Consider the following 21,779-nt stretch of genomic DNA (forward strand, 5'->3'; position numbering starts at 1 on the left):
GCGTGCCGGGCGACCGCCGCGCACCCCCGCCCGTCATTCAGGAAACCGCAAGCTGACCAATGCCAAGTCATTGACATGGTGGGGATTTCTGCGGCGAATCGAAGGTCTCGAGCGACGGTGCGAGGCGCCGTGGCGCGCTTGTGGCCGGTGCTCGCCGCGGCTAGCCTCATCGCCTGCACCAACGGGAGCGCCAGCGCCGTGACTTCTGCAACGCCCGCCGCCCCCGCCTGCACCGTCAGCGGCGCGGACAAGTTCGTCGAGCGGGCCGGGGGCGCCGCCGCCATCTGCGCGGCGGTCGAGCGCGCGGTCCACGCCCAGGCGCCGGGCCAGCACCATGTCGAGGTCAAGGTGCTGTCGGCGACGACGATGACCGCGACCACCCGGCTGGCCGACGGCCGCACCCTGCCCGACCTTCACACCGCGATCAGCGACGGGACCATTTCGCCCGCCATGATGGACCGGTTCGCGCAGGACATTGCTAACCAAATTTCAAGCACCCTCCAGCATCAAGGGAAGTGAGTCGGCGCCGCGCGCCCATCCGTCCCGCGTATCGTAGAAAGACCGTCCAGTGGCTGACATTCCAGGCGACGTTACCACCACCGCGATCATCACGGTCGGCCAGACCATCTCCGACAGCCTGGAGGTCGTCGGCGATCACGACTGGTTCCGCCTCAACCTGACCTCGGGCCAGGCGGTCACCGTCTCGATCCACGGCGTGACGCTCGATGACTCGTACCTGCGGATCTACGACATCAACGGCAACATGGTGTACGAGAATGACGACATCTCGGACGCCAACAAGGATTCGCTGGTGTCCTTCGCCGCCAGCTACACCGGCGTCTATTATGTCGATGTCGGCTCGTGGGACGACCGCACCGCCGGGACCTACCAGGTCAGCGTCAAGAGCTATGTCGCGCCGGGCGTGGCGACGCTCCAGCAGGTCGCCGACCAGCTCAAATATGGCTATTGGGGCGATGGCGGGCACCATTTCAACGTCACCAGCGGGGGCTCGCTGACGGTCAATCTGACCGGGCTGACCGCCGCCGGGCAGAATCTCGCGCGGGCCGCGCTGGCGACCTGGACCGACGTCATCGGGGTCACCTTCCGCGAGGTCTCGACCGGCGGGCAGATCACCTTCGACGACACGGACACGGGCGCGGCGACCAGCGGCAGCTGGGCCAACGGCATCTCGACCTCGGCGCACGTCAACATCGGCACCCAGTGGCTGACCGACTATGGCACCAGCCTGACGAGCTATTCCTTCCAGACCTACATCCACGAGATCGGCCACGCGCTCGGCCTCGGCCACGCCGGCAATTACAACGGCGACGCGACCTATCCCTACGACACGGCCTTCTCGAACGACGGCTGGCCCGAGACGGTCATGTCCTACTTCGACCAGACCGAAAGCACCTATTTCAAGAATTTGGGCTTCACCAAGAATTTCGTCGCGACGCCGATGATGGCCGACGTGCTGGCGGCGACCCAGATGTACGGGATGTCGACCACCACGCGGGTCGGCGACACGGTCTACGGGCCGGCGTGGACGACGACGCAGGGCACTTTGTGCATCGTCGACAGCGCGGGCAACGACACGATCGACGTCTCGGCCTGGAGCGGCGCGCAGACGGTGAACCTCAACCAGGCGACCTTCTCCAATGTGCTCGGCGAGGTCGGCAACATCTCGATCGCGCCGGGGACGACGATCGAGAATGCCATCACCGGTAGCGGCAACGACACGCTGATCGGCAACGAGGTCGCCAATGTGCTGACCGGCGGGCTCGGCGCCGACACGCTGACCGGCGGGGCGGGCAACGACATCTTCAAGGACTCGATCGCCGGGCACAGCGGCGACACGATCACCGATTTCAGCGCGGGCGACGTGCTGCTGTTCACCGATGCCGGCGCCAATTTCACTTACTCGCTGAGCGGGCGGACGCTGACTTACAGCGGCGGATCGCTGACCTTCGGATCGACGCTGAGCGGTTCGCTGGTCGCGGCGGCGGCGGCCGGGGGCGGGATCCAGCTGACGCTCGGCACCGCGACCACGCCGCTCACCCGGGCGGTCGCCAACGACTTCAACGGCGACGGCAAGAGCGACGTATTGTGGCGCAACGACGACGGCACGGTCACCAATTGGCTTGGCGAGGCGAATGGCAACTTTGCCGGCAATGCAGGCAATTCGTACAACAATCCCGGTCCCGGCTGGACCGTGGCCGGGACGGGTGACTTCAACGGCGACGGCCACGCCGACATTCTGTGGCGCAACACCAACGGTGACGTGACCAACTGGCTCGGCACGGCGACCGGCAATTTCACCGGGAACGCCGCCAACTCGTACAATAATCCGGGCGCCGGCTGGACCGTGGCCGGGATCGGCGACTTCAACGGCGACGGCCACGCCGACATCCTGTGGCGCAACACCAACGGTGACGTGACCAACTGGCTCGGCACGGCGAACGGGAATTTCGCGGGCAATGCGGGGAACTCGTACAATAATCCCGGCGCCGGCTGGACCGTGGTCGGAACCGGCGACTTCAACGGCGATGGCCGCGACGACGTCCTGTGGCGCAACGCCAACGGCGACGTCACCGACTGGCTTGGCACGATGACCGGCAATTTTGCCGGCAATGCCGCCAACTCGTACAATAATCCGGGCGCGGGCTGGACCGTCGTCGGGATTGGTGACTTCAATGGCGATGGCCGCGACGACATCCTGTGGCGCAACACCAACGGCGACATAACCAACTGGCTCGGCACGGCGAATGGCAACTTCGCCGGGAATGCCGCCAACTCGTACAACAATCCGGGCGCCGGCTGGACTGTCGTCGGGACCGGCGACTACAACGGCGATGGTCGTGACGACGTCCTGTGGCGCAACACCAACGGTGACGTGACCGACTGGCTCGGCCAGGCCAACGGCAACTATATCGGCAACGCCGCCAACTCGTACAACAACCTGGGGCTCAACTGGCACGTCCAGCCCGATCATTCCCTGTTCTTCTAGGGACGAGGGGCGTTTCGCGACGGATGCCCGGGTCTCATGTTGCTCGAAGTCTGCGCGCAGACGACCACTGCCGCGTAGACTGAGGGACACTGGTTCGGTCTCAACTCCGACGGGTCGCGCGCCGACGGGACGTTCAGCACCAGCGGTAAACCGACCTGCGCATTGAGAACATCCCCGCCGGCGCCGCGTGGGAAGCGACGATCGAGCGTGAACTGACCGCCGCCGACGCGGTGATCGTCTGCTGGTCGGCGGCTTCGACGCAGAGCGAGAATGTGCGGTCGGAGGCGCGGCTCGCCCGCGAGCGGGGGCGGCTGGTCCAGGTCTATCTCGACGATTCGGCCGCGCCTTTGTTCTTCGGTGAGCGGCAGGGCATCGACCTGCGCGGCTGGAGCGGGGGCGCGAACGATCCGACGAGCCGGCGACTGAGCGAGGCGTTGCGCGAGGTGCTGGGCGGCGAGCGGATCGCGGCGCCGCCGGCGGGCACGGCAAAGGTCGAACGTCGCTGGTCTTGGCGGATGCTGGCGGCGGTCGGGCTGCCGGTGCTCCTATTAGCTGCCGTCGGCGCCTGGTGGTGGTCGCGGCCCGCCGCCGCGCCCACGCCCGCCCGGGTCGCGGTGACGGGGGTGACGTCGCTCGACCGCGCTCCCACGACCGCCGCGCTCGCGACGGGGCTGGCCGACGAGATCAGCAGCGGGCTCACCTCTGCCCACATTCCGACGGTCAGCCAGGACCAGCCCGCTGGCCCGAGCGCGGGGGCGGGCGCCGACTATACGATCGGCGGCACCGTCGCGCAGCAGGGCGGGCAGCTCCACGCCCGGATCCACCTCGACGACAGCCGCCAGCGCCTCAGCCTGTGGACCTACGAACTCGCGGTTCCGGCGAGCGATTCTGTGCGGCTCAACGACCAGGTCGCCGAGGCGATCGCCGGCGTGGTGAGCTGCGCCTATCGCGGGCTGGGCCCAAGCGGGCTGACCGACAGCAACCTGCTGTCGCGCTACCTGCGGGTGTGCGACCTGTTCGTGAACCACAACGACGCCGGGGACACCCGCTCGACCTTCGAACTGCTCGGCGACCTTCGGCGGATCACGCAGGCGGCGCCCGACTTCGTTCCGGCACGCACCGACTTCGCCAAGTTCGGCGCCTACCTCGCCCCGCTGCTGGCGCCTGAGCAGGCGGCGGCGGTGCGGGCGGAGGCGGCAGCGCAGGCGACCCGCGCGCTCGAGCTCGATCCCAAGGCGGCGGACGCGTGGCTCGCGCGCGAGATGCTGCTCAAGCCGACCCAGTGGGCCGAGCGTGAGCGGCTGCTTCGCCGGGCGGTCGCGGTGAACCCCGACTGGCCGCACAGCAACGGCTTCCTCGCCCAGCTGCTGACCGAGACGGGGCGGATGAGCGAGGCCGCGGTCTACGCGCAGCGCGCGTCGGCGGCCGACCTGCAGATCGACTGGCGGCCCTATGCGTCGATGGTCGCCTGCGAGGCGGGCCAAGCGGACAGCACGATCGCCGATCTGCGCGAGCAGATGGCCAGCGCCAGCGGGGGCGGCCGCTTCCGCTTTGCGCTGATCCAGTGTCTGATCGACGCGGGGCGCTATGCTGAGGCGATGCAGGTGCAGGCGAGCATCGGCGCGCGATCGTCCGACCTTCGCCTGGCGCTGATCAAGGCGGCGGCGACCAAGGCCCCCGCCGACCTCGCCGCCGCCAAGCGGCTGACCGACGCGATGCGGCCGAACAAGGCGGCGCTGCCGCTCGTCATCCAGGCCTATGCGCAACTTGGCGACCTCGACGCCGCTTTTGCCGCCGCGCAGGATTATTCGCCAGGATATCCGATGACCGGGATCGTCGCCTTCCTCTTCTATCAGGCAACAGCGCCGATGCGCGCCGATCCGCGCTTCAAGCCGCTGATGGAGCGCTACGGCCTGTGGCAGTTCTGGCAGTCGACCGGACGCTGGCCGGATTATCTGCGCGATCGCAAGGGCGGGCCCGCCTAGGCCGAAAAGGGGAAGGTTCGCGCCATTGCGGACACCCTGGCCGGGCGCCATTCATTGCGGGATGAAGAATGTGTTGTTCGTTTGCAGCCAGAACCGGTTGCGCAGTCCCACCGCCGAGCAGGTGTTCGCGGCTTACCCCGCGATCGAGGTTGCCTCGGCGGGGACCAATAATGACGCCGAAACGCCGCTGACGTCCGAGCTGGTCCGCTGGGCCGACCTCATCTTCGTGATGGAGAAGGCCCATCGCACCAAGGTCCAGAAGCGCTTCAAGGCCGATCTCAAGCAGGCGCGCCTGATCTGCCTCGACATACCGGACGACTATGAGTTCATGGATGCCGAGCTGGTGCGGCTCCTGAAGGCGAAGGTGGCGCGATTTCTTCCGGGGTAGGATGTCCGCTTTCGACCCATTGCGGACATTCGCTCGCGAGCTAGGTGGCGCGGATGAAACGCGCATACCTGCGAACGTTAGTTATCTTCGGTGTGGCTTATGCCACGGTCATGCTCGTCCTTGCCTTGGCGGAAGCAGACGGCATTCTCATTTTCCTTGTGTCGACGATCCTGGCGTTCCCGCTGTCCGTGGCCGTTCCAGAGGTCTGCAATCTGCTCTCGATCGATGGATCATCCGGTCTAGCCTACATTGCCTTTAACGGTGCCGCAGGCCTCGCTTTCTGGCTAGCAGTGACATGGTTGAAAACACGAGAACGTGGCTATCGCAGTCGCGCCTAATGTCTCCGCTTATCACCGAACGTCCGCATTCGACCCGTTGCGGACATTCGCGCCGAATGACACAACCGCCTCGTGTTGCTGCTGTTCGTTCTTGCTACGGCTCAGTCAAGTCAGGCGACCATTCTGGTCGGTGGCTTCGATAACCGCCCGACACTGACAGTCGCAGAGGGCTACGGAACGAATTTGGCGCCAATCAAAGCTGTGGCGGAAACCTGCGGCTTCACACAGGCCTGGCTGTGGGACGACGACAGCGCCGAAGCGCAGCTTTGGGTCCTCGCGGCCGAGGCTTCTCGAAAGAGAAAAAGCTGCCTCGACAGTTGGCGAAGTAAGCATTCGACGGTCCCGCTGACGTGGAAGCTTCACCAGTCCCACTGACGTCCGCTTTCCACCCAAAGCCGACACTCGTGCGAGTCTGCCTGCCGGTTTTGACGCCGTCTGTACTCGTGCGCGGCGGGGTCGTGCGGCTGAGGACGGTCGGGCCTAGCCCGCCAGCCGCTTGGCGCCGAGGCCGAGGACCATCTGGTTGGCGCGGTCGTAGGAGAGCGGCTTGCCGAACAGATAGCCCTGGATGGTGTCGACCCCAAGGTCGCGCATCCGCTCGAAATCCTCGGGGGTCTCGACGCCCTCGGCGGTGACCGACATGCGGAAGCTCTTGGCCAATTGCACGATGGTCTGGATGATCGCGACGTTGCCGGCCTTGCTGCCCGCCTCGCGGACGAAGCTGCCGTCGATCTTGAGCTTATGGAAGACGGCCTTGTTGAGATAGCCGATCGACGAATAGCCGGTGCCGAAGTCGTCGAGCGCGATACCGACGCCCAATTGGCGCAGGCGGCCGAGCACAGCGAGGGTGCGGCTGTCGTCGTCGAGGAACACGCCCTCGGTGACTTCGAGCTCGAGCCGGTTGCCCGGCAATTTGTAGCGGGCGAGCGCCTGGCTGACCATGTTGGGCAGCGCGGGCAGGATGATCTGCTTGGGGCTGATGTTGAGCGCGACGGTGATCGGCTCGGGCCAGCTGGCGGCGGCCTTGCACGATTCCTCGATCACGAACTCGCCGAGTTGGCTCATCAGCCCGCATTCCTCGGCGATCGGGATGAACACGTTGGGGGGCACGAAGCCGCGGGTCGGGTGGTTCCAGCGCAGCAGCGCCTCGAACCCGACCAGCTTCTGGCTCTTGGCGTTGACCAAGGGCTGGAAGGCGAGGTGGAACTGGCGCGTCTCGATCGCCATGCGGATGTCGCTCTCGAGCCGGACGCGGTCGTCCTGTTCGGACTGGAGCTCGCGGCTGAAGTAGCGGGCGACCCCGCGGCCGGCGTCCTTGGCTTCGTAGAGCGCGAGGTCGGCCTTGAGGATGAGGTCGTCGACGGTGGCGCCGTCGATCGGGCCGAAGGCGCAGCCGACCGAGACGCCGATGCGGATCTCGACCCCGTCGATCATGTAGGGCTCGGCGACCGAGACGATGATCCGCTCGGCGAGCTGCTCGACCTTCTTACGGCTCTGCGCGTCGGGGATGACGATGGCGAACTCGTCGCCGCCGAGGCGGCCGACGGTGCCGTCCTGCTTCAATTGGTCGCACAAGCGCTTGGCGACCATCCGCAGCACCGCGTCGCCCTTGGGGTGACCGAAGGTGTCGTTGACCGGCTTGAAGCCGTCAAGGTCGAGGAACATGATCGCGCAGGGCACATTGCTGGCGGTGGCATGACGCAGCGCGTCGCCGAGCAGCTGGCGGACCCGGCCGCGGTTGGGCAGGCCCGACAGCACGTCGACGTTGGCAAGGTGGGTCAGCCGCTCCTGCGTGTGGCGGATTTCGGTGATGTCGCTGCCGACCCCGCGGAAGCCTTCGAAGCGGCCGGCGGTGTTGATGATCGGGTCGCCCGCCATGCTGATCCAGCGCTGGCCGTGCGGGGTCTTCAACTCCATCTCGAGATTGTTGAACGGGCTCTTGTCGAGCAGCACCTTGCCCAGTTCGGCATGGCCGCCGAGCAGCCCGGTGAGCGGCTGGCCGAGCAGCTGGCCCGAGGGCCGGCCGAGCAGCGCGCTCATCCGGCTCGAGATGTAAGAGACGCGATTCTCGTCGTCGATCTGCCACAGCCAGCCCACGCCGCGCTGCTCATATTCCTGGAGCAGGAGCGAGGCGCTCTCGCTCTTGGAGCCGAACTCGGCATTGGCCTTGAGTTGCTTGAACGCCCAGCGGGCGACGGTCAGCACGCCGACGATCGACACGCCGAGCGTGAACATGATCGACAGCATCTGCTGGAAGGGGATCGAGCCGCGGGCGAAGAAGAGCACCGCGCACAGGCCGAAGGTGAAGCTGGTCATCCACGCGCTGGCGCAGACGGGGACGACGACGAGGCCGAGCCCGGCGACGCCGACCCCGGCGATGATCGAGGCGGCGATCAGCTGGTCGGTCGGATGGAGTTTGGAGAAGGTCCACAAGGGCAGCGAAAGCCACAAAGCGGCGCGGGCGAGGACGTCGCCCGACAATTGCCACACCGGCACCGCCTTGCCCGAGCGGCCGACGCAGACCACCGCCTGGTGCTGCGCCCAGCGCATCGCGGCGATGTTGGCGGCGCCGACGGCGAGGCACCACGGGAGCAGCACCTGCTCGGTGTTGGTGCCCCACAGCGCCGCGGTGAACAGCAGCGCCGCAAGCAGGTTGGCGAGCGCGAAAAAGGGCGCGAGCTGGCCGCGCGAGATGAGCTGGATGTCCTTGAGCGGCGAGGCCAGGCGCTCGGCCTCGGCGGTCGCGGCCGCCACCGATTCGCCGTCGGGCAGCCGCGCGGCGATCATTCTTTTGTAGCGATCAGGGGCTTCGTACACGTCGCCTCACTCTTCCCGGGGTTGGCCCCGCGATAAGCGAAGAGGGTTGAGAGCGAGTTAAAGGTCACCTCAATGTCGCGAGATCGGCGGGCGCCGGCGGGGCCGTGGCGCGCTCCCTCGCAATGGCTTCCCAAGCCGCCTATATCGGCGCGATGCCGTTCATCCCCAAGCGACTCGATGGCGACCGATAGCGCGACGCTGACCGAAGAGCGGCCGCTGCTGGTCCGCCGACGCGCCAATGCCGAGCGGACGCCGCGGGCGCTCCGCCCGCGCAAGGGGCCGATCGCCAAGACGGTCGGGCTCGACGTGCCCTTCTTCGCCGACAAGAACCGCGCTTTCTGGGTGCTCCAGTCGGCGGGGTGGAGCGGCTATTTCATCCTCCGCTCGCTGTCGGGCGTGGCCAACGCCATGCCGATGATGTTCGTGGTCCACACGCTGCTGCTGACCGCGACCGGCTATTCGCTGACGCTGCTGATGGGGTCGCTGTTTCGGCGGCTGATCACCATGCGGGCGATTTACACCGTGATCCTGAGCGTTGCCGCGGTGGTGCTAGCGGCGACCGCTTTCTCGGTCATCGAGACGTGGAGCCACGCGACCTTCGTCAAGCCCGGCGCGGTGCCGTTCGGGATCGAGAGCTTCGGCGCGATCCTCCTCAATTTCGCGCTGCTCGCGGCGTGGTCGGCGCTCTATTACGGGATCAACTACTATCTCCTGCTCGAGGAGGAGATCGACCAGCGCGCGTTGCTCGAAAGCCAGGCGAGCTCGGCGCAGCTGGCGATGCTGCGCTACCAGCTCAATCCGCATTTCCTGTTCAATACGCTCAACAGCATTTCGACGCTGGTGCTGTTGAAGCAGACCGAGCGGGCCAATGCGATGCTGGCGCGGTTGTCGTCCTTCCTCCGCTACACGCTGGTCAACGAGCCGAGCGCGCAGGTCACGCTGGCGCAGGAGGTGGAGACGTTGAAGCTCTACCTCGAGATCGAGAAGATGCGGTTCGAGGACCGGCTGCGTCCGCACTTCCGGATCGACGCCTCGACCATCGGAGTGCGGCTGCCCTCGCTGCTGCTCCAGCCGCTGGTCGAAAATGCGATCAAATATGCGGTGACGCCGAGCGAGACCGGGGCCGACATCTGGCTGTCGGCGACGCGCAACGGCGACAAGGTGCGGATCGAGGTGGCCGACAACGGCCATGTTTCCAACGAAGGGCTGGTCGCGACCCAGTCGACCGGCGTCGGCCTGGCGAACACCCGCGACCGTCTGGCGCAAGCCTATGGCGAGGCGCACAGCTTTGCCACACGCACCAACGAACATGGGGGGTTCAGCGTCATTGTGGATATTCCGCTCGACGCCGCGTCGGGGGCGGCGGCGTGAGCGAGCCTGACAACCAAGGAGCATCATGAGCATTCGCACCATATTGGTCGACGACGAGCCACTGGCGACGCAGGGCCTGCGGCTGCGGCTCGAGGCGCACGACGACGTCGAGGTGATCGCCACCGCGAGCAACGGCCGCGAGGCGATCCGCGCAATCAAGACCCACAAGCCCGACCTCGTCTTCCTCGACATCCAGATGCCGGGGTTCGACGGCTTCTCGGTCATCCAGGGGCTGATGGAGGTCGAGCCGCCGCTGTTCGTCTTCGTCACCGCCTATGGCGACCATGCGCTGCGCGCCTTCGAGGCGCAGGCGGTCGACTATCTGATGAAGCCGGTCGAAGAGGACCGGCTCGCCGCGACGATGGAGCGGGTGCGCCAGCGCCTGTCCGAGAAGCGTGGTGCGCAGGAGGCCGAGCGGCTCAAGGAAGCGCTCGAGGAGCATGCCCCCGAGGCGGCCGAGGAGCTGGCGGCCGACGCCGGCCCGGCCGAGCCGCATGCCGCCAGCCGGTTCGAGAAGATGATCAACATCAAGGACCAGGGGCAGATCTTCCGGGTCGATGTCGACACGATCGAGCGGATCGACGCCGCCGGCGACTACATGTGCATCCAGACCGGCGACAACACGCTGATCCTGCGCGAGACGATGAAGGACCTCGAGAAGCGGCTCGACCCGCGGCGATTCCAGCGGGTCCACCGCTCGACCATCGTCAACCTCGACCTCGTCCGGCAGGTCAAGCCGCACACCAACGGCGAGTGCTTCCTGGTGCTCGACTCGGGCGCGCAGGTGAAGGTCTCGCGCTCCTACCGCGACGTGGTGGCGCGCTTCGTTCACTAGCGACCGGGCATGCGCGACTTCGCCACCTTTGCCGCATTGCATGTGCCCGGCGATCCGCTGGTGCTGTACAACATCTGGGACCCGGGCAGCGCGCGGGCGGTGGCGGCAGCCGGCGCGAAGGCGTTGGCGACCGGCAGCCATCCGGTCGGCGACGCCAGCGGCTTTGGCGACGCGCAACAGGTGCCGCTCGATTACGTCTTCGACAATTCCCGCCGCATCCTCGCCGCCGTCGACCTGCCGCTCAGCGTCGACTTCGAAGGAGCCTATGCGACCGATCCGGCCGAAGCCGCGGCCAACGTCGCGTCGCTCAAAGCGACCGGCGCGGTCGGCTGCAACTTCGAGGACCAGGTGATCGGCGGCAGCGGTCTCCATCCGCTCGCCGACCAGGTCGCCCGCATCCGTGCGATTCGGGCAGCGGTGGGCGGCGACTTCTTCCTCAATGCCCGCACCGACCTCGTCCTCAAGGCGGGGAACGGCCCGCTTCCGCTCGACGAGATGATCGAACGCGGGAAGGCGTTCGCCGACGCGGGTGCGAGCGGTTTCTTCGTGCCCCGCTTGGCCGATCTCAGGACCGTCGAGCGCGTGGTGCGCGAGGTGCCTCTACCGTTGAATTTGATCGCCTTTCCTGGCGCCCCGTCGAAAGCTGAGTGGGCGAGCGCGGGCGTCGCCCGGATTAGCCATGGCCCATTTCCGCTTCGCACTCTCATGGCGCAACTGACCGAGGCGGCGCGCACCGCATTGACGTAGCGGACGGCGAATTGCTCCGATCTGGAGCGGCACGCAGGCATCCGTTCGGCGAACGGATGGCAGGGCAGGTCGATGATCCGCCTGTCCCTCCTGCTTCTTCTTGTCGCCGGCCTTGCCACTCCCGTCGTCGCGCTGCCGCTCAAGGCCGACTTCGCGATGCGCAGCGACTATCGCAACCGCGGGCTATCGGTGACCAACCGGCGCCCGGTGCTGCAGGGCAATTTCACCCTCGACCTGCCGGCCGGCGGTTTCGCGCTGGCCGCGGTTTCGCCGTTCACGAACGACGGGCGCGGGGTCGAGCTGGTGCTGGGCGGCGGGATCAGCCGCAAATGGCGGGGGACCGAGTTCCAGCTGTCCGCCAACGCCAGCCTCTATCCCGGCCAGTGGCGCGACAATCTGTTCGAGATCGGCGCCTCGGCGACCCGCCCGGTCGGTCCGGTCGAGCTCGGCGTGTCGCTGGTCTATGCCCCGCCGCAGCGGTCGACGGGGCATGGCGCCAATCTCTATTCGGCGGTCTCGGCGCGGTTGCCGCTGGCGCACACGCCGTTCGCGCTGCGCGGGACGGCGGGGATCGAGAGCGGCGCGCTTGGCCATGGCAAGCGCGACTGGTCGCTCGGCAGCGAGGTCGAGGTGCGCGGGCTGACGCTGGGCGCCGACTGGGTCGGCAGCAGCCGCACCGCCGCCGACCCGATGGGCCGCAGCGCGCTGGTCTTCTCGGTCAGCCGCGAAATCTAGGCGGCGCGCGCGCGCCGGAACCAGCTTCCCTGGCGCCCGCTCTTGAGCACCGAGCGGCGGAACACCCCGGCGGCGACGCGCAGCACGATGGCGACCCACAAAGCCTGCCAGACGAGGCCTGCCGGATGGACCCACAGCACCGGCGTGGTCGCCGCGCGCGCGAGCATCAGATAGGGCGAGGACAGCGGAAACAGCGTCGCGAAGATGCCGTAGGGACCGTCGAGCTTGCCGACCGCCGCCGAGGCGATGGCGAACAGGACGACCTGCGCCATGGTCACCGGCATCGAGAGGATCTGGACCTGCCGCGCAGTCGAGGCGAGCGCGCCGATGCCGAGGAAGACGCCGCCGATGAGCAGATAATTCATCGAGAAATAAGCGAGCGCGAGCAGCCCGAACATCGGCCAGCCGACCGCGGGAACGGGCAGGCTGGCGAAGGCGTCGGGGGCGAGGCTGCGCAAGGCGAGCGCGCCGGCCGACGACCATACCGCGATCCCGACCAGCGACGTCAGCAGCATCGCGAACAATTTGCCGAGGAAGATGCTTTCGATCGGCACCGCCGCCGCCAGCACCTCGATCACCTTGTTCGATTTCTCCTCGATCAGCTGCGACAGCAGCATTCCGGCGAGGAGCAGGGTGAAGAAGAACAGGATGCCCTGGGAAGTCCGCGCGGTCTTGGTGAGGTCGCGTGGGGTCGGGGCGGCAGCGGCGTCGCTCTCGACCGATTGCACGTCGATCGTGGGGCCGGCGGTCGCCGAGGCCTGGGCGAGAATCAGCCGCATTTCGCGGGCGACCTTGCCGTCGCGGTCGATCGAGCCGGTCAAGCGCGGGTGGCCGAAGGCATCGACGAGGACCGCCGCGGGCTCTTCCTTCGAATCGAGCAAGGCATCCTGTTGGCGGGCGAGGTCGGCCTCCGGCGCGTGGCGGATCAGCTCGAGGCCCTTGTCGCCGAGCAGGGGCTGCACCGCGGCGGCCGCCTTGGCGAGCCGGTCGTAGTCGGGCTGGGTCGCGACCACCGCCACCTTGAGTGGGCTGGTGTCGCCGGCGACGCTGGCCCCGACGGTGCCGAACACGCCGCCGATCAGCAGCGGGAACAGTGGCCCGATCAGGAAGAAGATGAAGGTCCGCGACAGCACGGTCGCGGTGAAATCGCGGCGGCCGATCACCAGCGCCGACTGGAGCATGCGGGGAAGGGTCATCGCGGCGCTCCGCTCATCGCGAGGTCGTGGGCGGCGGCCTCGCCGGCGATGGCGACGAAGGCGTCGTGGAGGCCGGGCCGCTCGATCGACAGCGTCTCGATCCCCGCGCCGCCGTCGATCAGCGCCTTGAGCAGCGGCTCGGGGCCACCTTCGGGCAGCTCGAAGGTCCAGCGCTTGCCGTCGTGGCGGGCCTCGGCGGGCAGCGCGGCGCGCCACGGCCCGTCGCTCGCGCGGGTGACAAGCTGGACGATCGGGCGCAACTGTTCACGCGCCTCGTCGACCGCCCCCTCGAACGCGACCTTGCCCCCGGCGATAATCGCGATCCGCTCGCAGAGCCGTTCGGCATGGGCGATGACGTGGGTTGAGAAGAGCACGGTGGCGCCTTTCGCGGCGCGCTCGCGGATCTGGGCTTCGAGCTTCTCCTGGTTGATCGCGTCGAGGCCCGAAAAGGGTTCGTCGAGGACGATCAGCCGGGGCTCGTGGATCAGCGTGCCGAGCAATTGCACGGTCTGCGCCTGGCCCTTGGACAATGAGCGGATCGGGCGTTTGGCCCAGTCGGAAACGCCGCGCTCGGCGAGCATGGCGTCGGCGCGGCGGCGGCCTTCCTTGAGCGGCAGCCCGCGCAGCGCGCCCATGAAGGCGATCGCCTCGCGGGCGTGCATCGCGGGATAGAGGCCGCGCTCCTCGGGCAGGTAGCCGACCTGGCGCGCCGCCTCGAGCGGGCGGTCGTGGCCGAGCAGGGTGCGCTCGCCCGAAGAAGGGTCGATGATGCCAAGCAGCATGCGAATGGTGGTGGTCTTGCCCGCCCCGTTGGGACCAAGGATGCCGTAGATGCTGCCCGTCGGCACCCGCAGCGAGACGCCGTCGACGGCGCGCTTGTCGCCGAAATCCTTGACGAGGTCATCGGCGACGATCGCGTCGCCCGAAGTGATGGAAGTCTGCAGCACGCGCGTTCCATTTGTTCTGCGGGGCAAGGCCGCTGTAGTGAGACGGCGTGAGTGAACCCGCAAGCCTTAAGGAAGCGATACGCGTCGAGGCGGCGCGGCTCGGCTTCGTGTCGTGCGGGTTCGCGCGGGCCGACGCGGTGCCCGAGGCGGGCGCGCGGCTGAAGGAGTGGCTTGCCGCCGGCCAGCACGGCAGCATGGGCTGGATGGAGGAGCGGGCCGAGCAGCGCGCGGCCCCGCAGGGGCTGTGGCCCGAGGCGAAGAGCGTGATCGCGCTGGCGATGAGCTATGCCCCGGCGGAGGACCCGCGGGCGCTGGCCGACCAGCCGGAGCGGGCGCGGATCAGCGTCTATGCGCAGGGCGGCGACTATCACAAGACGGTGAAAAAGGCGCTGAAAGCGCTGGCGCGGTTCATCGTCGACCAGGTGCCGTCCGAGCTCAAGGTGTTCGTCGACACCGCCCCGGTGATGGAGAAGCCGCTGTCCGCCGCGGCGGGGATCGGCTGGCAGGGCAAGCATACCAACCTATTGAGCCGGACCCACGGCAACTGGCTGTTCCTCGGAGTAATCTTCACTGAACTGGAGCTGGCGCCCGATCCGCCGGCCGAGGAGCATTGCGGGAGCTGCACGCGCTGCCTGGCCGCCTGCCCGACCGCGGCGTTCGACGGGCCGCGCCGGCTCGATGCGCGGCGCTGCATCTCCTATCTGACGATCGAGCACGCCGGGCCGATCCCACACGAGTTTCGCGCCGCAATGGGCAACCGCATCTACGGCTGCGACGATTGCCTTGCGGTCTGTCCGTGGAACCGCTTCGCCGCACAGGCGCAGGCGAACCGGGCGTTCCTGCCGCGTGCCGAGCTGGCTGCGCCGCGGCTGGCGGACCTGCTCGGCCTCGACGATGCGGCTTTTCGCGAGCTGTTCGCGGGGTCGCCGATCAAGCGGATCGGGGTCAACCGTTTCCTGCGCAATTGCCTGATCGCGGCGGGGAACAGCGGCGATGCCGCGCTGCTGCCGCGGGTCGAGGCGCTGTGCGGGTCGGACGATCCGGTAGTGGCGGAAGCCGCCGGCTGGGCGGCTGAGCGGTTGAGCGCCTAGCGCGCGGCGATCGCGGCGATGCAGGCGCTGCGGTCGGTCGGATCGCCGCTCGGCCGGCGCGCGTCGACATAAGCGACGCGCAGCACGCTGCTGCCGGGCGAGGCGTAAAGGAAGGCGTCGAGCACGCAGCTCGGGTTCGCCCATTGCAGCTTGACCCCCGGCCCCTCGCGGACCTGGAAGCTCGGCTGGCCGAAGCGCTCGCCCAGTTCGTCGGTGGTGAGGCCGATGAGGTCGCCGCGCTGGAGCGGGCGGGTGGCGGAAGTGGAGCTGACCGGTTGGGGCTGCTCGGGAACGGCGCCGCAGCCGGCGAGGACCAGCACGGCGGCGACGGGGAGGAGGCGACGCATGGCCGCCTGTTTGCGGCGCGGCGGCTGGACTGGCAAGCGAGCGATCGCTACCCCGCGCGCCTTTCCCATTTCCTGCAGGATTTTCCATGACCCAGCCCCGCTTCGACGTGCTCTGCATCGGCAATGCGATCGTGGACGTGATCGCCGATGCCGACGACGCCTTTCTCGCAGCGCAGGGGCTCACCAAGGGCTCGATGCGGCTGATCGACGAGGGCGAGGCCGAGCGGCTCTACGGCGTGATGGGGCCGGGACGCGAGCTGTCGGGCGGGTCGGCGGGCAACACCGCCGCAGGGCTGGCGGCGTTCGGCTGCACGGTCGGTTTCATCGGGCAGGTCGCCAAGGACCAGCTCGGCCGCATCTACCAGCATGACGTCGAGAGCCTTGGCGTCGAGTTCCTGGTGCCCGCGCGCGACGGGGTCGGCGCGACCGCGCGCAGCCTCATCCTGGTCACCCCCGACGCGCAGCGGACGATGAACACCTTCCTCGGCGCGGCGCAGCTGCTCGACGCGGGCGTGATCGATCACCGCGCGGTGGCGGACGCGGGCATCCTCTACCTTGAGGGCTATCTGTGGGACCCTGAGGCGCCGCGCGCGGCGATGGAAGCGGCGATCGCCGACGCCAAGGCGGCCGGGCGGCGGGTGGCGTTCACGCTGTCGGACACCTTCGTGGTCGACCGCCACGGACCCGACTTCCTGCGGCTGGCCGACGAGGGCAAGCTCGACATCTTGTTCGCCAACGCCGCCGAGCTGGCCTCGGTCACCGGCGAGCAGGATTTCGAAGCGGGGCTGGCGAAACTTGCCCCCAAGGTGCCGCTGCTGGTGGTCACCCACGGCGCCGACGGCGCGGTGGCGGTGCAGGGCGGGGAGCGCGCGCAGGTGCCGGCCGAGCCGATCGACCGCCTGGTCGACACCACCGGCGCGGGCGACTTGTTCGCGGCGGGCTTCCTGGCCGGACAGGCGAAGGGGCTCGGGCTCGAGGCGTGCCTGCGGCTGGGCGCGATCGCCGCGGCCGAGGTCATCCAGCATTATGGCGCGCGGCCCGAGGCGGATTTGAAAGCGCTCGCCGGCGACCTGCTCTCCTGACATGAAAAAGGGGAGGCCGGAGCCTCCCCTTTCCCATTCTTGCACTGACGGAAGCGACTAGTCGCGTTCGCCCGGCGTGCCCGGCGCGGGCGCGCCCGGGAGCGAGCCGACCCCGACGTTGGCCGGCGCATCGGCGTCGAGTTCGGGGACATCGGTGATGCCCTGGCCGACGTGCGAATTGCGATAGCCATAGAGGAAGTAGAAAATCAGCCCGATCACCGTCCAGGCGACGAACAGCAGCTTGGATTCGATGCCGAGGCTGAGGAACAGGACGATGCAGCCGATGATCGAGGCCGGGGCGACCAGATAGACCAGCGGCGTGCGGAACGGCCGGTTGCGGCTGGGATCGGTCCGGCGCAGGATCATCACCCCGAGCGACACCGCCGCGAAGGCGAACAGCGTCCCCGCGTTGGAGTAGTCCGCCAGCGAGCTGACCGGGAAGAAGGCCGCGGCGATGGCGACGAACACGCCGGTCACCAGGGTCACGATCCACGGGGTCTGGAAGCGCGGATGCACCGCCGACAGCCGGGTCGGAAGCAGGCCGTCGCGCGCCATCACGAAGAAGACGCGGGTCTGGCCGTACATCATCAGCAGCACGACCGACGGCAGCGCCAGGGTCGCGGCGAGGCCGATGATGTTGCCGATGGTCGGGCTGGCGACCTGGCGGGCAATGTAGGCGAGGGCCTCCTTCGAGCAGACCATCGGGGCGGTCGCGCTCTGGCAGGCGGCCGAGGCGTAAAGCTCGGGCGCGCCTTCCTTGTACGGCAGGCCGGTCGCCGCATCGATCAGCGGCTGGGCGCCATAGGCACCGATCGCCCCGCCCGCGACGAGCAGGTAGAAGATGGTGCAGATGGCAAGGCTGGCGATGAGGCCGATCGGCACGTTGCGCTGCGGGTTCTTGGTCTCTTCCGCCGCGGTCGAGACCGCGTCGAAGCCGACATAGGCGAAGAAGATCGACGCCGCGGCGCCGAGCACGCCCGCGCCCGACGAGCTCAATGGGCTCCCCCACCCGCGCGGGGTGAAGGGGTGGAAATTCTCGGTGTGGCCGGTGATCATCGGCAGGGTCACCGCGATGAACAGGATCAGCGCCGCGACCTTGATGCACACCAGCACGGCGTTGAAGGTCGCGCTTTCCTTGGTGCCCTTGATGAGGAGGGCGGTGCTCAAGGCGACGATCAGCACGGCGGGCAGGTTGAACACGCCGCCGACTTCGCCGCCCTTCAAGAACCCCCACTCGATTTTCGGACCCACCGTGATCGCATGGGGCAGGTGGATGCCGATCGAATCGAGCAGGCCGATGATATGGCCCGACCAGCCGACCGCCACCGCGGAGGCGCCGAGCGCATATTCGAGGATCAGCGCCCAGCCGACCAGCCAGGCGACAATCTCACCCATCACGGCGTAGGAGTAGGTGTAAGCGGAGCCGGCGACCGGCACCATCGAGGCGAGCTCGGAATAGCAGAGCGCCGCCACCGCGCAGACGAAGCCGGCGATGATGAAGCTGATCATCATGCCCGGGCCCGCCTTCTGCGCGGCGGTGGCGGTGAGCACGAAGATCCCGGTGCCGATCACGGCGCCGATGCCGAGCAAGGTGAGCTGGAAGGCGCCGAGCGAGCGCTTGAGCGATTTCTTTTCGGCGGTCGCCAGGATCGCGTCGAGCGACTTGATCCGCGCGCCTCCGACCGAACGCTCTGCTGAGCTTGCCATTCTACTCCCCTCGAAAAACTGGTGGGGGCGACCCTACAGAGAGTGACGGCAGGTGCAATCCCTCCGCTCTGGCAGACAAATCAGCGCGCCAGCATCGGCCCCAGCGGCTGGCCGCCGAAGATGTGGACGTGAAGGTGAGGGATTTCCTGCCCGCCGCGCTTGCCGACGTTTGACAGCACCCGGTAGCCCTGGGTCGACGCCTCGACCACGCGCGCGGCTTCACCGATCGCTTTGGTCAGCCCGGCCTGCTCGGCGTCCGACGCCTTGGCCGAGAAATCGTCCCAGCTGACGTACGGGCCCTTGGGCAGCGCGAGCAGGTGGACGGGGGCGAGCGGATTGATGTCGTGGATGACGATCGCATGGTCGTTTTCGAACACCTTGCGGCTCGGGAGTTCGCCGCGCAGCACCTTCGCCAGCACATTCTGGTCGTCATACGGCTGCGTGTGATCGATTGGCATTCCTGAATTCCCCGTTGACGCTTGTTGCGGCCTCGCTACCACGACTCTCCATGGCCGACGAGACGCCCGAGAGCCTGATTCCCTACGACGAGATCGTGCAGGAGGCCCTGCGCGATGTGGTCGGCCGCGTGCTGAGCTCGATCGAGGCCGGCGGGTCGCTGCCCGGCGGGCACCATTTCTACATCACCTTCAAGACGCGGATGCCCGGGGTCGACATCCCCAAGCACCTCGCCCAGCGTTTCCCGGACGAGATGACCATCGTCATCCAGCACCGCTATTGGGATTTGAAGGTCGCCCCCGACCACTTTAGCGTGGGGCTGAGCTTTGGCGGGGTGCCGGCGATCCTGCGGGTGCCGTTCGCGGCGGTGACCGACTTCGTCGACCCGGCGGTCGACTTCAGCCTGAAGTTTCAGGCCAACGGCGCCGACGGCGCGCCGCACGAGGAAGTCGACGAGCCCGAGAATGACGCGCCAGTCGCGACCCCGGTCGAGGACGGCTCCAACGTCGTCAGCGTGGATTTCACGCGGAAGAAGTGACGCTCTTCGGCGCGTCGTTCTGCATGATCGGTGGATCGTCACCCCGGGCTTGACCCGGGGACCACCTTCCTTTTCAGGCCGCAGCGAAGAACAAGTGGACCCCGGGTCAAGCCCGGGGTGACGAGGAGCAAAGGCGCATGACCGACACCCGCACCGAAACCGACAGCTTCGGCCCGATCGGGGTTCCCGCCGATTGCTATTGGGGCGCGCAGACCCAGCGCAGCCTCGGCAACTTCCCCTTCGCCGCCTCCGAGCGGATGCCGTTGGGGCTGGTCCACGCCCAGGCGATCGTCAAGCAGGCGGCGGCGCGGGTGAACCGCAAGCACGGGCTCGATGCGAAGCTGGCCGACGCGATGGAGGCGGCGGCTTCGGCGATCGTGCGCGGCGAGCATGACGACCAGTTCCCGCTGACGATCTTCCAGACCGGCAGCGGCACCCAGACCAACATGAACGTCAACGAGGTGATCGCCGGCATCGCCAACGAGGCGCTTGGGAGCGGCAAGGGCGGCAAGAGCCCGGTCCACCCCAACGACCATGTCAACAAGTCGCAAAGCTCGAACGACAGCTTCCCGACCGCGCTGCATGTCTCGGCGGTGCTGGCGACCGAGCATGACCTGCTCCCCGCGCTCGACCGGCTGACGCAGGCGCTCGCCGCCAAGGCCGAGCAGTGGGACCATATCGTCAAGATCGGCCGCACCCACACGCAGGACGCGACCCCGCTGACGCTCGGGCAGGAGTTCAGCGGCTATGCGGCGCAGCTGGTCGCGTGCCGGGCGCGGATCGAGGGGGCGATGAACGGCAACCTCAGAAAGCTGGCGATCGGCGGGACCGCGGTCGGCACCGGCCTCAACGCGCCCGAGGGCTGGGCCGACGACATGGTCGGCGCGATCAGCGACATCGCGGGGAGCCGCTTCGAAAGCGCTCCGAACAAGTTCGCCGAGATGGGCGCGCGCGACGGGCTCGTCTTCTTCCACGGCGCGCTCGCGACGCTGGCGGTGGCGCTGACCAAGATCGGCAACGACATCCGCTTCCTCGGCTCGGGTCCGCGCTCGGGGCTCGGCGAATTGGGCTTGCCCGAGAATGAGCCGGGCAGCTCGATCATGCCGGGCAAGGTCAACCCGACCCAAGTCGAATCGCTGACGATGGTCGCGGCGCAGGTGATCGGGAACGGGCAGGCGGTGACCGTCGGCGGGCTGCAGGGCCATTTCGAGCTCAATGTGTTCATGCCGCTGATCGGCGCCAACGTGCTGCGCTCGATCTCGCTCCTGTCGGTAAGCATGGTCAGCTTCGCCGAGCGCTGCGTCGAGGGGATCGTCGCCAACGAGGACCATATCCGCGACCTTGTCGGCCGCAGCCTGATGCTGGTGACCTCGCTGGCGCCCGAGATCGGCTACGACAATGCCGCGACCATCGCCAAGCATGCGCACAAGAAGGGGCAGACGCTCAAAGAGGCGGGGCTGGAGCTCGGGCTGGTCGACGAGGCGACCTTCGACCGGGTGGTGCGGCCGGAGCTGATGATCGGGCGATAGGGGGCGCCATCGTCACCCCGGACTTGATCCGGGGTCCACCTGCCTTGTCTCCAGCGTCGCAAATAAGAAGATGGATCCCGGCTCAAGGCCGGGATGACGCTATCGCTCAGGCCGCCTCACAGCTTCCAGTTCAGCCGGACACCGATGTTGTCGATGCCCGGGTTCTGCTTCCCGAACAGCTGGGCATGGCTCATATGGACCCAGCTTGCCTCGACCCCCAGGCGTTCGCTGGCCTGGTAGCCGACCGCCAGCTCTGGTTCGAACAGGACGCGGCTGCCGAAGTCGATCTGGCCGTTGTTGGGGATCTCGTATTTTGAGGTCGAGCCATTGTGGATGGCGAGGCCGACGCCGGGCCGCGCGTAGAGGCGGTGACCGATCTTGTAGCTGAGGCCGGCGGCGGCGTAGCTGGTGTCGCCGGCGCTGTTGAGCGCGCCGAAGACGTAGGGCTGGAGCCGGGTGCCGGCGATCCCGTCGAAGCGATAGCCGAGGCTCACATCGACGCCATTCTCCTCGCCGCCGCCGAGCGACAGCGGGGTGTTCACCGCATGCTTGTGCAGGCCGGCGAAGACCTCCCCGGCGTGCGCGGGCGCGGCGGCGAGCAGGAGGGCGGGGAGGAAAGCCAAGTGGCGCATGGAAGAAACCTCGTCATTGCGAGCGGAGCGA

21 protein-coding genes are annotated in these 21,779 nt (G+C 67.9%); 14 read left to right on the forward strand and 7 right to left on the reverse strand.

Features of this window, described 5'->3' with window-relative positions; all coding sequences use genetic code 11:
- Positions 1-129: 129 nt before the first annotated feature.
- The 6 genes from GCU42_RS11925 to GCU42_RS11950 all read left to right on the forward strand — a co-directional run bounded on the left by GCU42_RS11925 (position 130) and on the right by GCU42_RS11950 (position 6,093).
- A complete protein-coding gene (locus tag GCU42_RS11925; RefSeq protein ID WP_152569572.1) occupies positions 130-519 on the forward strand; it encodes a hypothetical protein in 390 nt (129 codons plus the stop codon).
- A gap of 49 nt (positions 520-568) precedes the next feature.
- Positions 569-3,007, forward strand: coding sequence for an FG-GAP-like repeat-containing protein (locus GCU42_RS11930; protein ID WP_152569573.1), 2,439 nt, complete (start codon positions 569-571; stop codon positions 3,005-3,007).
- Between the two features lie 170 nt (positions 3,008-3,177).
- Entirely contained in the window at positions 3,178-4,992 is a 1,815-nt protein-coding gene (locus tag GCU42_RS15260) for a TIR domain-containing protein (RefSeq protein WP_275887925.1), read from the forward strand.
- A gap of 61 nt (positions 4,993-5,053) precedes the next feature.
- Positions 5,054-5,380 (forward strand): low molecular weight protein tyrosine phosphatase family protein, encoded by a 327-nt coding sequence (locus GCU42_RS11940; RefSeq protein WP_114229163.1) that lies wholly within the window; start codon positions 5,054-5,056, stop codon positions 5,378-5,380.
- A 53-nt stretch (positions 5,381-5,433) separates the two neighbouring features.
- Positions 5,434-5,718 carry a hypothetical protein gene (locus tag GCU42_RS11945; protein ID WP_114229162.1) on the forward strand — a complete coding sequence of 95 codons (285 nt, stop codon included), beginning with the start codon at positions 5,434-5,436 and terminating at the stop codon, positions 5,716-5,718.
- A gap of 72 nt (positions 5,719-5,790) precedes the next feature.
- Positions 5,791-6,093, forward strand: a complete 303-nt coding sequence (locus GCU42_RS11950) for a hypothetical protein (protein WP_152569574.1) — start codon at positions 5,791-5,793, stop codon at positions 6,091-6,093.
- Between the two features lie 105 nt (positions 6,094-6,198).
- Here the strand turns inward: GCU42_RS11950 and GCU42_RS11955 are convergent, their stop codons facing one another.
- A complete protein-coding gene (locus GCU42_RS11955) occupies positions 6,199-8,535 on the reverse strand; it encodes a putative bifunctional diguanylate cyclase/phosphodiesterase (protein ID WP_152569575.1) in 2,337 nt (778 codons plus the stop codon).
- A gap of 177 nt (positions 8,536-8,712) precedes the next feature.
- On the opposite strand from GCU42_RS11955, the gene GCU42_RS11960 reads away from it, so the two are divergent.
- The 4 genes from GCU42_RS11960 (at position 8,713) to GCU42_RS11975 (ending at position 12,223) form a co-directional block, all read left to right on the forward strand.
- Complete coding sequence (locus GCU42_RS11960) at positions 8,713-9,906, forward strand: sensor histidine kinase (RefSeq protein ID WP_114229160.1); 1,194 nt, start codon at positions 8,713-8,715, stop codon at positions 9,904-9,906.
- 25 nt (positions 9,907-9,931) lie between these two features.
- Positions 9,932-10,741 (forward strand): LytR/AlgR family response regulator transcription factor, encoded by an 810-nt coding sequence (locus tag GCU42_RS11965; protein ID WP_114229159.1) that lies wholly within the window; start codon positions 9,932-9,934, stop codon positions 10,739-10,741.
- A gap of 9 nt (positions 10,742-10,750) precedes the next feature.
- A complete protein-coding gene (locus GCU42_RS11970) occupies positions 10,751-11,488 on the forward strand; it encodes an isocitrate lyase/PEP mutase family protein (RefSeq protein WP_114229158.1) in 738 nt (245 codons plus the stop codon).
- Positions 11,489-11,560: 72 nt separating this feature from the next.
- Positions 11,561-12,223: a TorF family putative porin gene (locus GCU42_RS11975; protein WP_114229157.1), complete on the forward strand. Its 663-nt coding sequence runs from the start codon at positions 11,561-11,563 to the stop codon at positions 12,221-12,223.
- Here GCU42_RS11975 and GCU42_RS11980 read toward each other — a convergent pair.
- A complete protein-coding gene (locus GCU42_RS11980) occupies positions 12,220-13,419 on the reverse strand; it encodes an ABC transporter permease (RefSeq protein ID WP_114229156.1) in 1,200 nt (399 codons plus the stop codon). The genes GCU42_RS11975 and GCU42_RS11980 overlap by 4 nt on opposite strands.
- On the reverse strand, positions 13,416-14,363 hold the full coding sequence (locus GCU42_RS11985; RefSeq protein WP_240309585.1) for an ABC transporter ATP-binding protein: 948 nt from the start codon (positions 14,361-14,363) through the stop codon (positions 13,416-13,418). The genes GCU42_RS11980 and GCU42_RS11985 overlap by 4 nt, the downstream gene beginning before the upstream one ends.
- A 50-nt stretch (positions 14,364-14,413) precedes the next feature.
- Here GCU42_RS11985 and queG point away from each other — a divergent pair, with 50 nt between their 5' ends.
- Positions 14,414-15,457 carry a tRNA epoxyqueuosine(34) reductase QueG gene (gene queG, locus GCU42_RS11990; RefSeq protein ID WP_114229155.1) on the forward strand — a complete coding sequence of 348 codons (1,044 nt, stop codon included), beginning with the start codon at positions 14,414-14,416 and terminating at the stop codon, positions 15,455-15,457.
- Here queG and GCU42_RS11995 read toward each other — a convergent pair.
- Positions 15,454-15,804 carry a hypothetical protein gene (locus tag GCU42_RS11995; protein WP_114229154.1) on the reverse strand — a complete coding sequence of 117 codons (351 nt, stop codon included), beginning with the start codon at positions 15,802-15,804 and terminating at the stop codon, positions 15,454-15,456. The genes queG and GCU42_RS11995 overlap by 4 nt on opposite strands.
- An 86-nt stretch (positions 15,805-15,890) precedes the next feature.
- Between GCU42_RS11995 and GCU42_RS12000 the strand changes: the two genes are divergently transcribed.
- Positions 15,891-16,886 (forward strand): adenosine kinase, encoded by a 996-nt coding sequence (locus tag GCU42_RS12000; protein ID WP_114229153.1) that lies wholly within the window; start codon positions 15,891-15,893, stop codon positions 16,884-16,886.
- A 57-nt stretch (positions 16,887-16,943) separates the two neighbouring features.
- Here GCU42_RS12000 and GCU42_RS12005 read toward each other — a convergent pair whose 3' ends face one another.
- Positions 16,944-18,593, reverse strand: a complete 1,650-nt coding sequence (locus GCU42_RS12005; RefSeq protein WP_114229152.1) for an amino acid permease — start codon at positions 18,591-18,593, stop codon at positions 16,944-16,946.
- Between the two features lie 80 nt (positions 18,594-18,673).
- Positions 18,674-19,051: an HIT domain-containing protein gene (locus GCU42_RS12010; RefSeq protein ID WP_114229151.1), complete on the reverse strand. Its 378-nt coding sequence runs from the start codon at positions 19,049-19,051 to the stop codon at positions 18,674-18,676.
- A gap of 50 nt (positions 19,052-19,101) precedes the next feature.
- On the opposite strand from GCU42_RS12010, the gene GCU42_RS12015 reads away from it, so the two are divergent.
- Together GCU42_RS12015 and fumC are read left to right on the forward strand one after the other, a co-directional pair.
- Positions 19,102-19,587 carry an SspB family protein gene (locus GCU42_RS12015; RefSeq protein WP_114229150.1) on the forward strand — a complete coding sequence of 162 codons (486 nt, stop codon included), beginning with the start codon at positions 19,102-19,104 and terminating at the stop codon, positions 19,585-19,587.
- A gap of 137 nt (positions 19,588-19,724) precedes the next feature.
- Positions 19,725-21,116, forward strand: a complete 1,392-nt coding sequence (gene fumC / locus GCU42_RS12020; protein WP_114229149.1) for a class II fumarate hydratase — start codon at positions 19,725-19,727, stop codon at positions 21,114-21,116.
- A gap of 116 nt (positions 21,117-21,232) precedes the next feature.
- Here the strand turns inward: fumC and GCU42_RS12025 are convergent, their stop codons facing one another.
- A complete protein-coding gene (locus tag GCU42_RS12025; RefSeq protein ID WP_114229148.1) occupies positions 21,233-21,748 on the reverse strand; it encodes an acyloxyacyl hydrolase in 516 nt (171 codons plus the stop codon).
- Positions 21,749-21,779 lie beyond the last annotated feature (31 nt).

The organism is Sphingomonas ginsengisoli An et al. 2013, from assembly GCF_009363895.1.
Lineage (GTDB): Bacteria > Pseudomonadota > Alphaproteobacteria > Sphingomonadales > Sphingomonadaceae > Sphingomicrobium > Sphingomicrobium ginsengisoli.

Coding starts and splice junctions, on each gene's coding strand:
- GCU42_RS11940 (WP_114229163.1), top strand. CDS start 5,054: ATGAAGAATGTGTTGTTCGTTTGCAGCCAGAACCGGTTGCGCAGTCCC.
- GCU42_RS12025 (WP_114229148.1), bottom strand. CDS start 21,748: ATGCGCCACTTGGCTTTCCTCCCCGCCCTCCTGCTCGCCGCCGCGCCC.
- GCU42_RS11980 (WP_114229156.1), bottom strand. CDS start 13,419: ATGACCCTTCCCCGCATGCTCCAGTCGGCGCTGGTGATCGGCCGCCGC.
- GCU42_RS12000 (WP_114229153.1), top strand. CDS start 15,891: ATGACCCAGCCCCGCTTCGACGTGCTCTGCATCGGCAATGCGATCGTG.
- fumC (WP_114229149.1), top strand. CDS start 19,725: ATGACCGACACCCGCACCGAAACCGACAGCTTCGGCCCGATCGGGGTT.
- GCU42_RS11970 (WP_114229158.1), top strand. CDS start 10,751: ATGCGCGACTTCGCCACCTTTGCCGCATTGCATGTGCCCGGCGATCCG.
- GCU42_RS11960 (WP_114229160.1), top strand. CDS start 8,713: ATGGCGACCGATAGCGCGACGCTGACCGAAGAGCGGCCGCTGCTGGTC.
- GCU42_RS11995 (WP_114229154.1), bottom strand. CDS start 15,804: ATGCGTCGCCTCCTCCCCGTCGCCGCCGTGCTGGTCCTCGCCGGCTGC.
- GCU42_RS12005 (WP_114229152.1), bottom strand. CDS start 18,593: ATGGCAAGCTCAGCAGAGCGTTCGGTCGGAGGCGCGCGGATCAAGTCG.
- GCU42_RS12010 (WP_114229151.1), bottom strand. CDS start 19,051: ATGCCAATCGATCACACGCAGCCGTATGACGACCAGAATGTGCTGGCG.
- GCU42_RS11945 (WP_114229162.1), top strand. CDS start 5,434: ATGAAACGCGCATACCTGCGAACGTTAGTTATCTTCGGTGTGGCTTAT.
- GCU42_RS11965 (WP_114229159.1), top strand. CDS start 9,932: ATGAGCATTCGCACCATATTGGTCGACGACGAGCCACTGGCGACGCAG.
- GCU42_RS11975 (WP_114229157.1), top strand. CDS start 11,561: ATGATCCGCCTGTCCCTCCTGCTTCTTCTTGTCGCCGGCCTTGCCACT.
- GCU42_RS12015 (WP_114229150.1), top strand. CDS start 19,102: ATGGCCGACGAGACGCCCGAGAGCCTGATTCCCTACGACGAGATCGTG.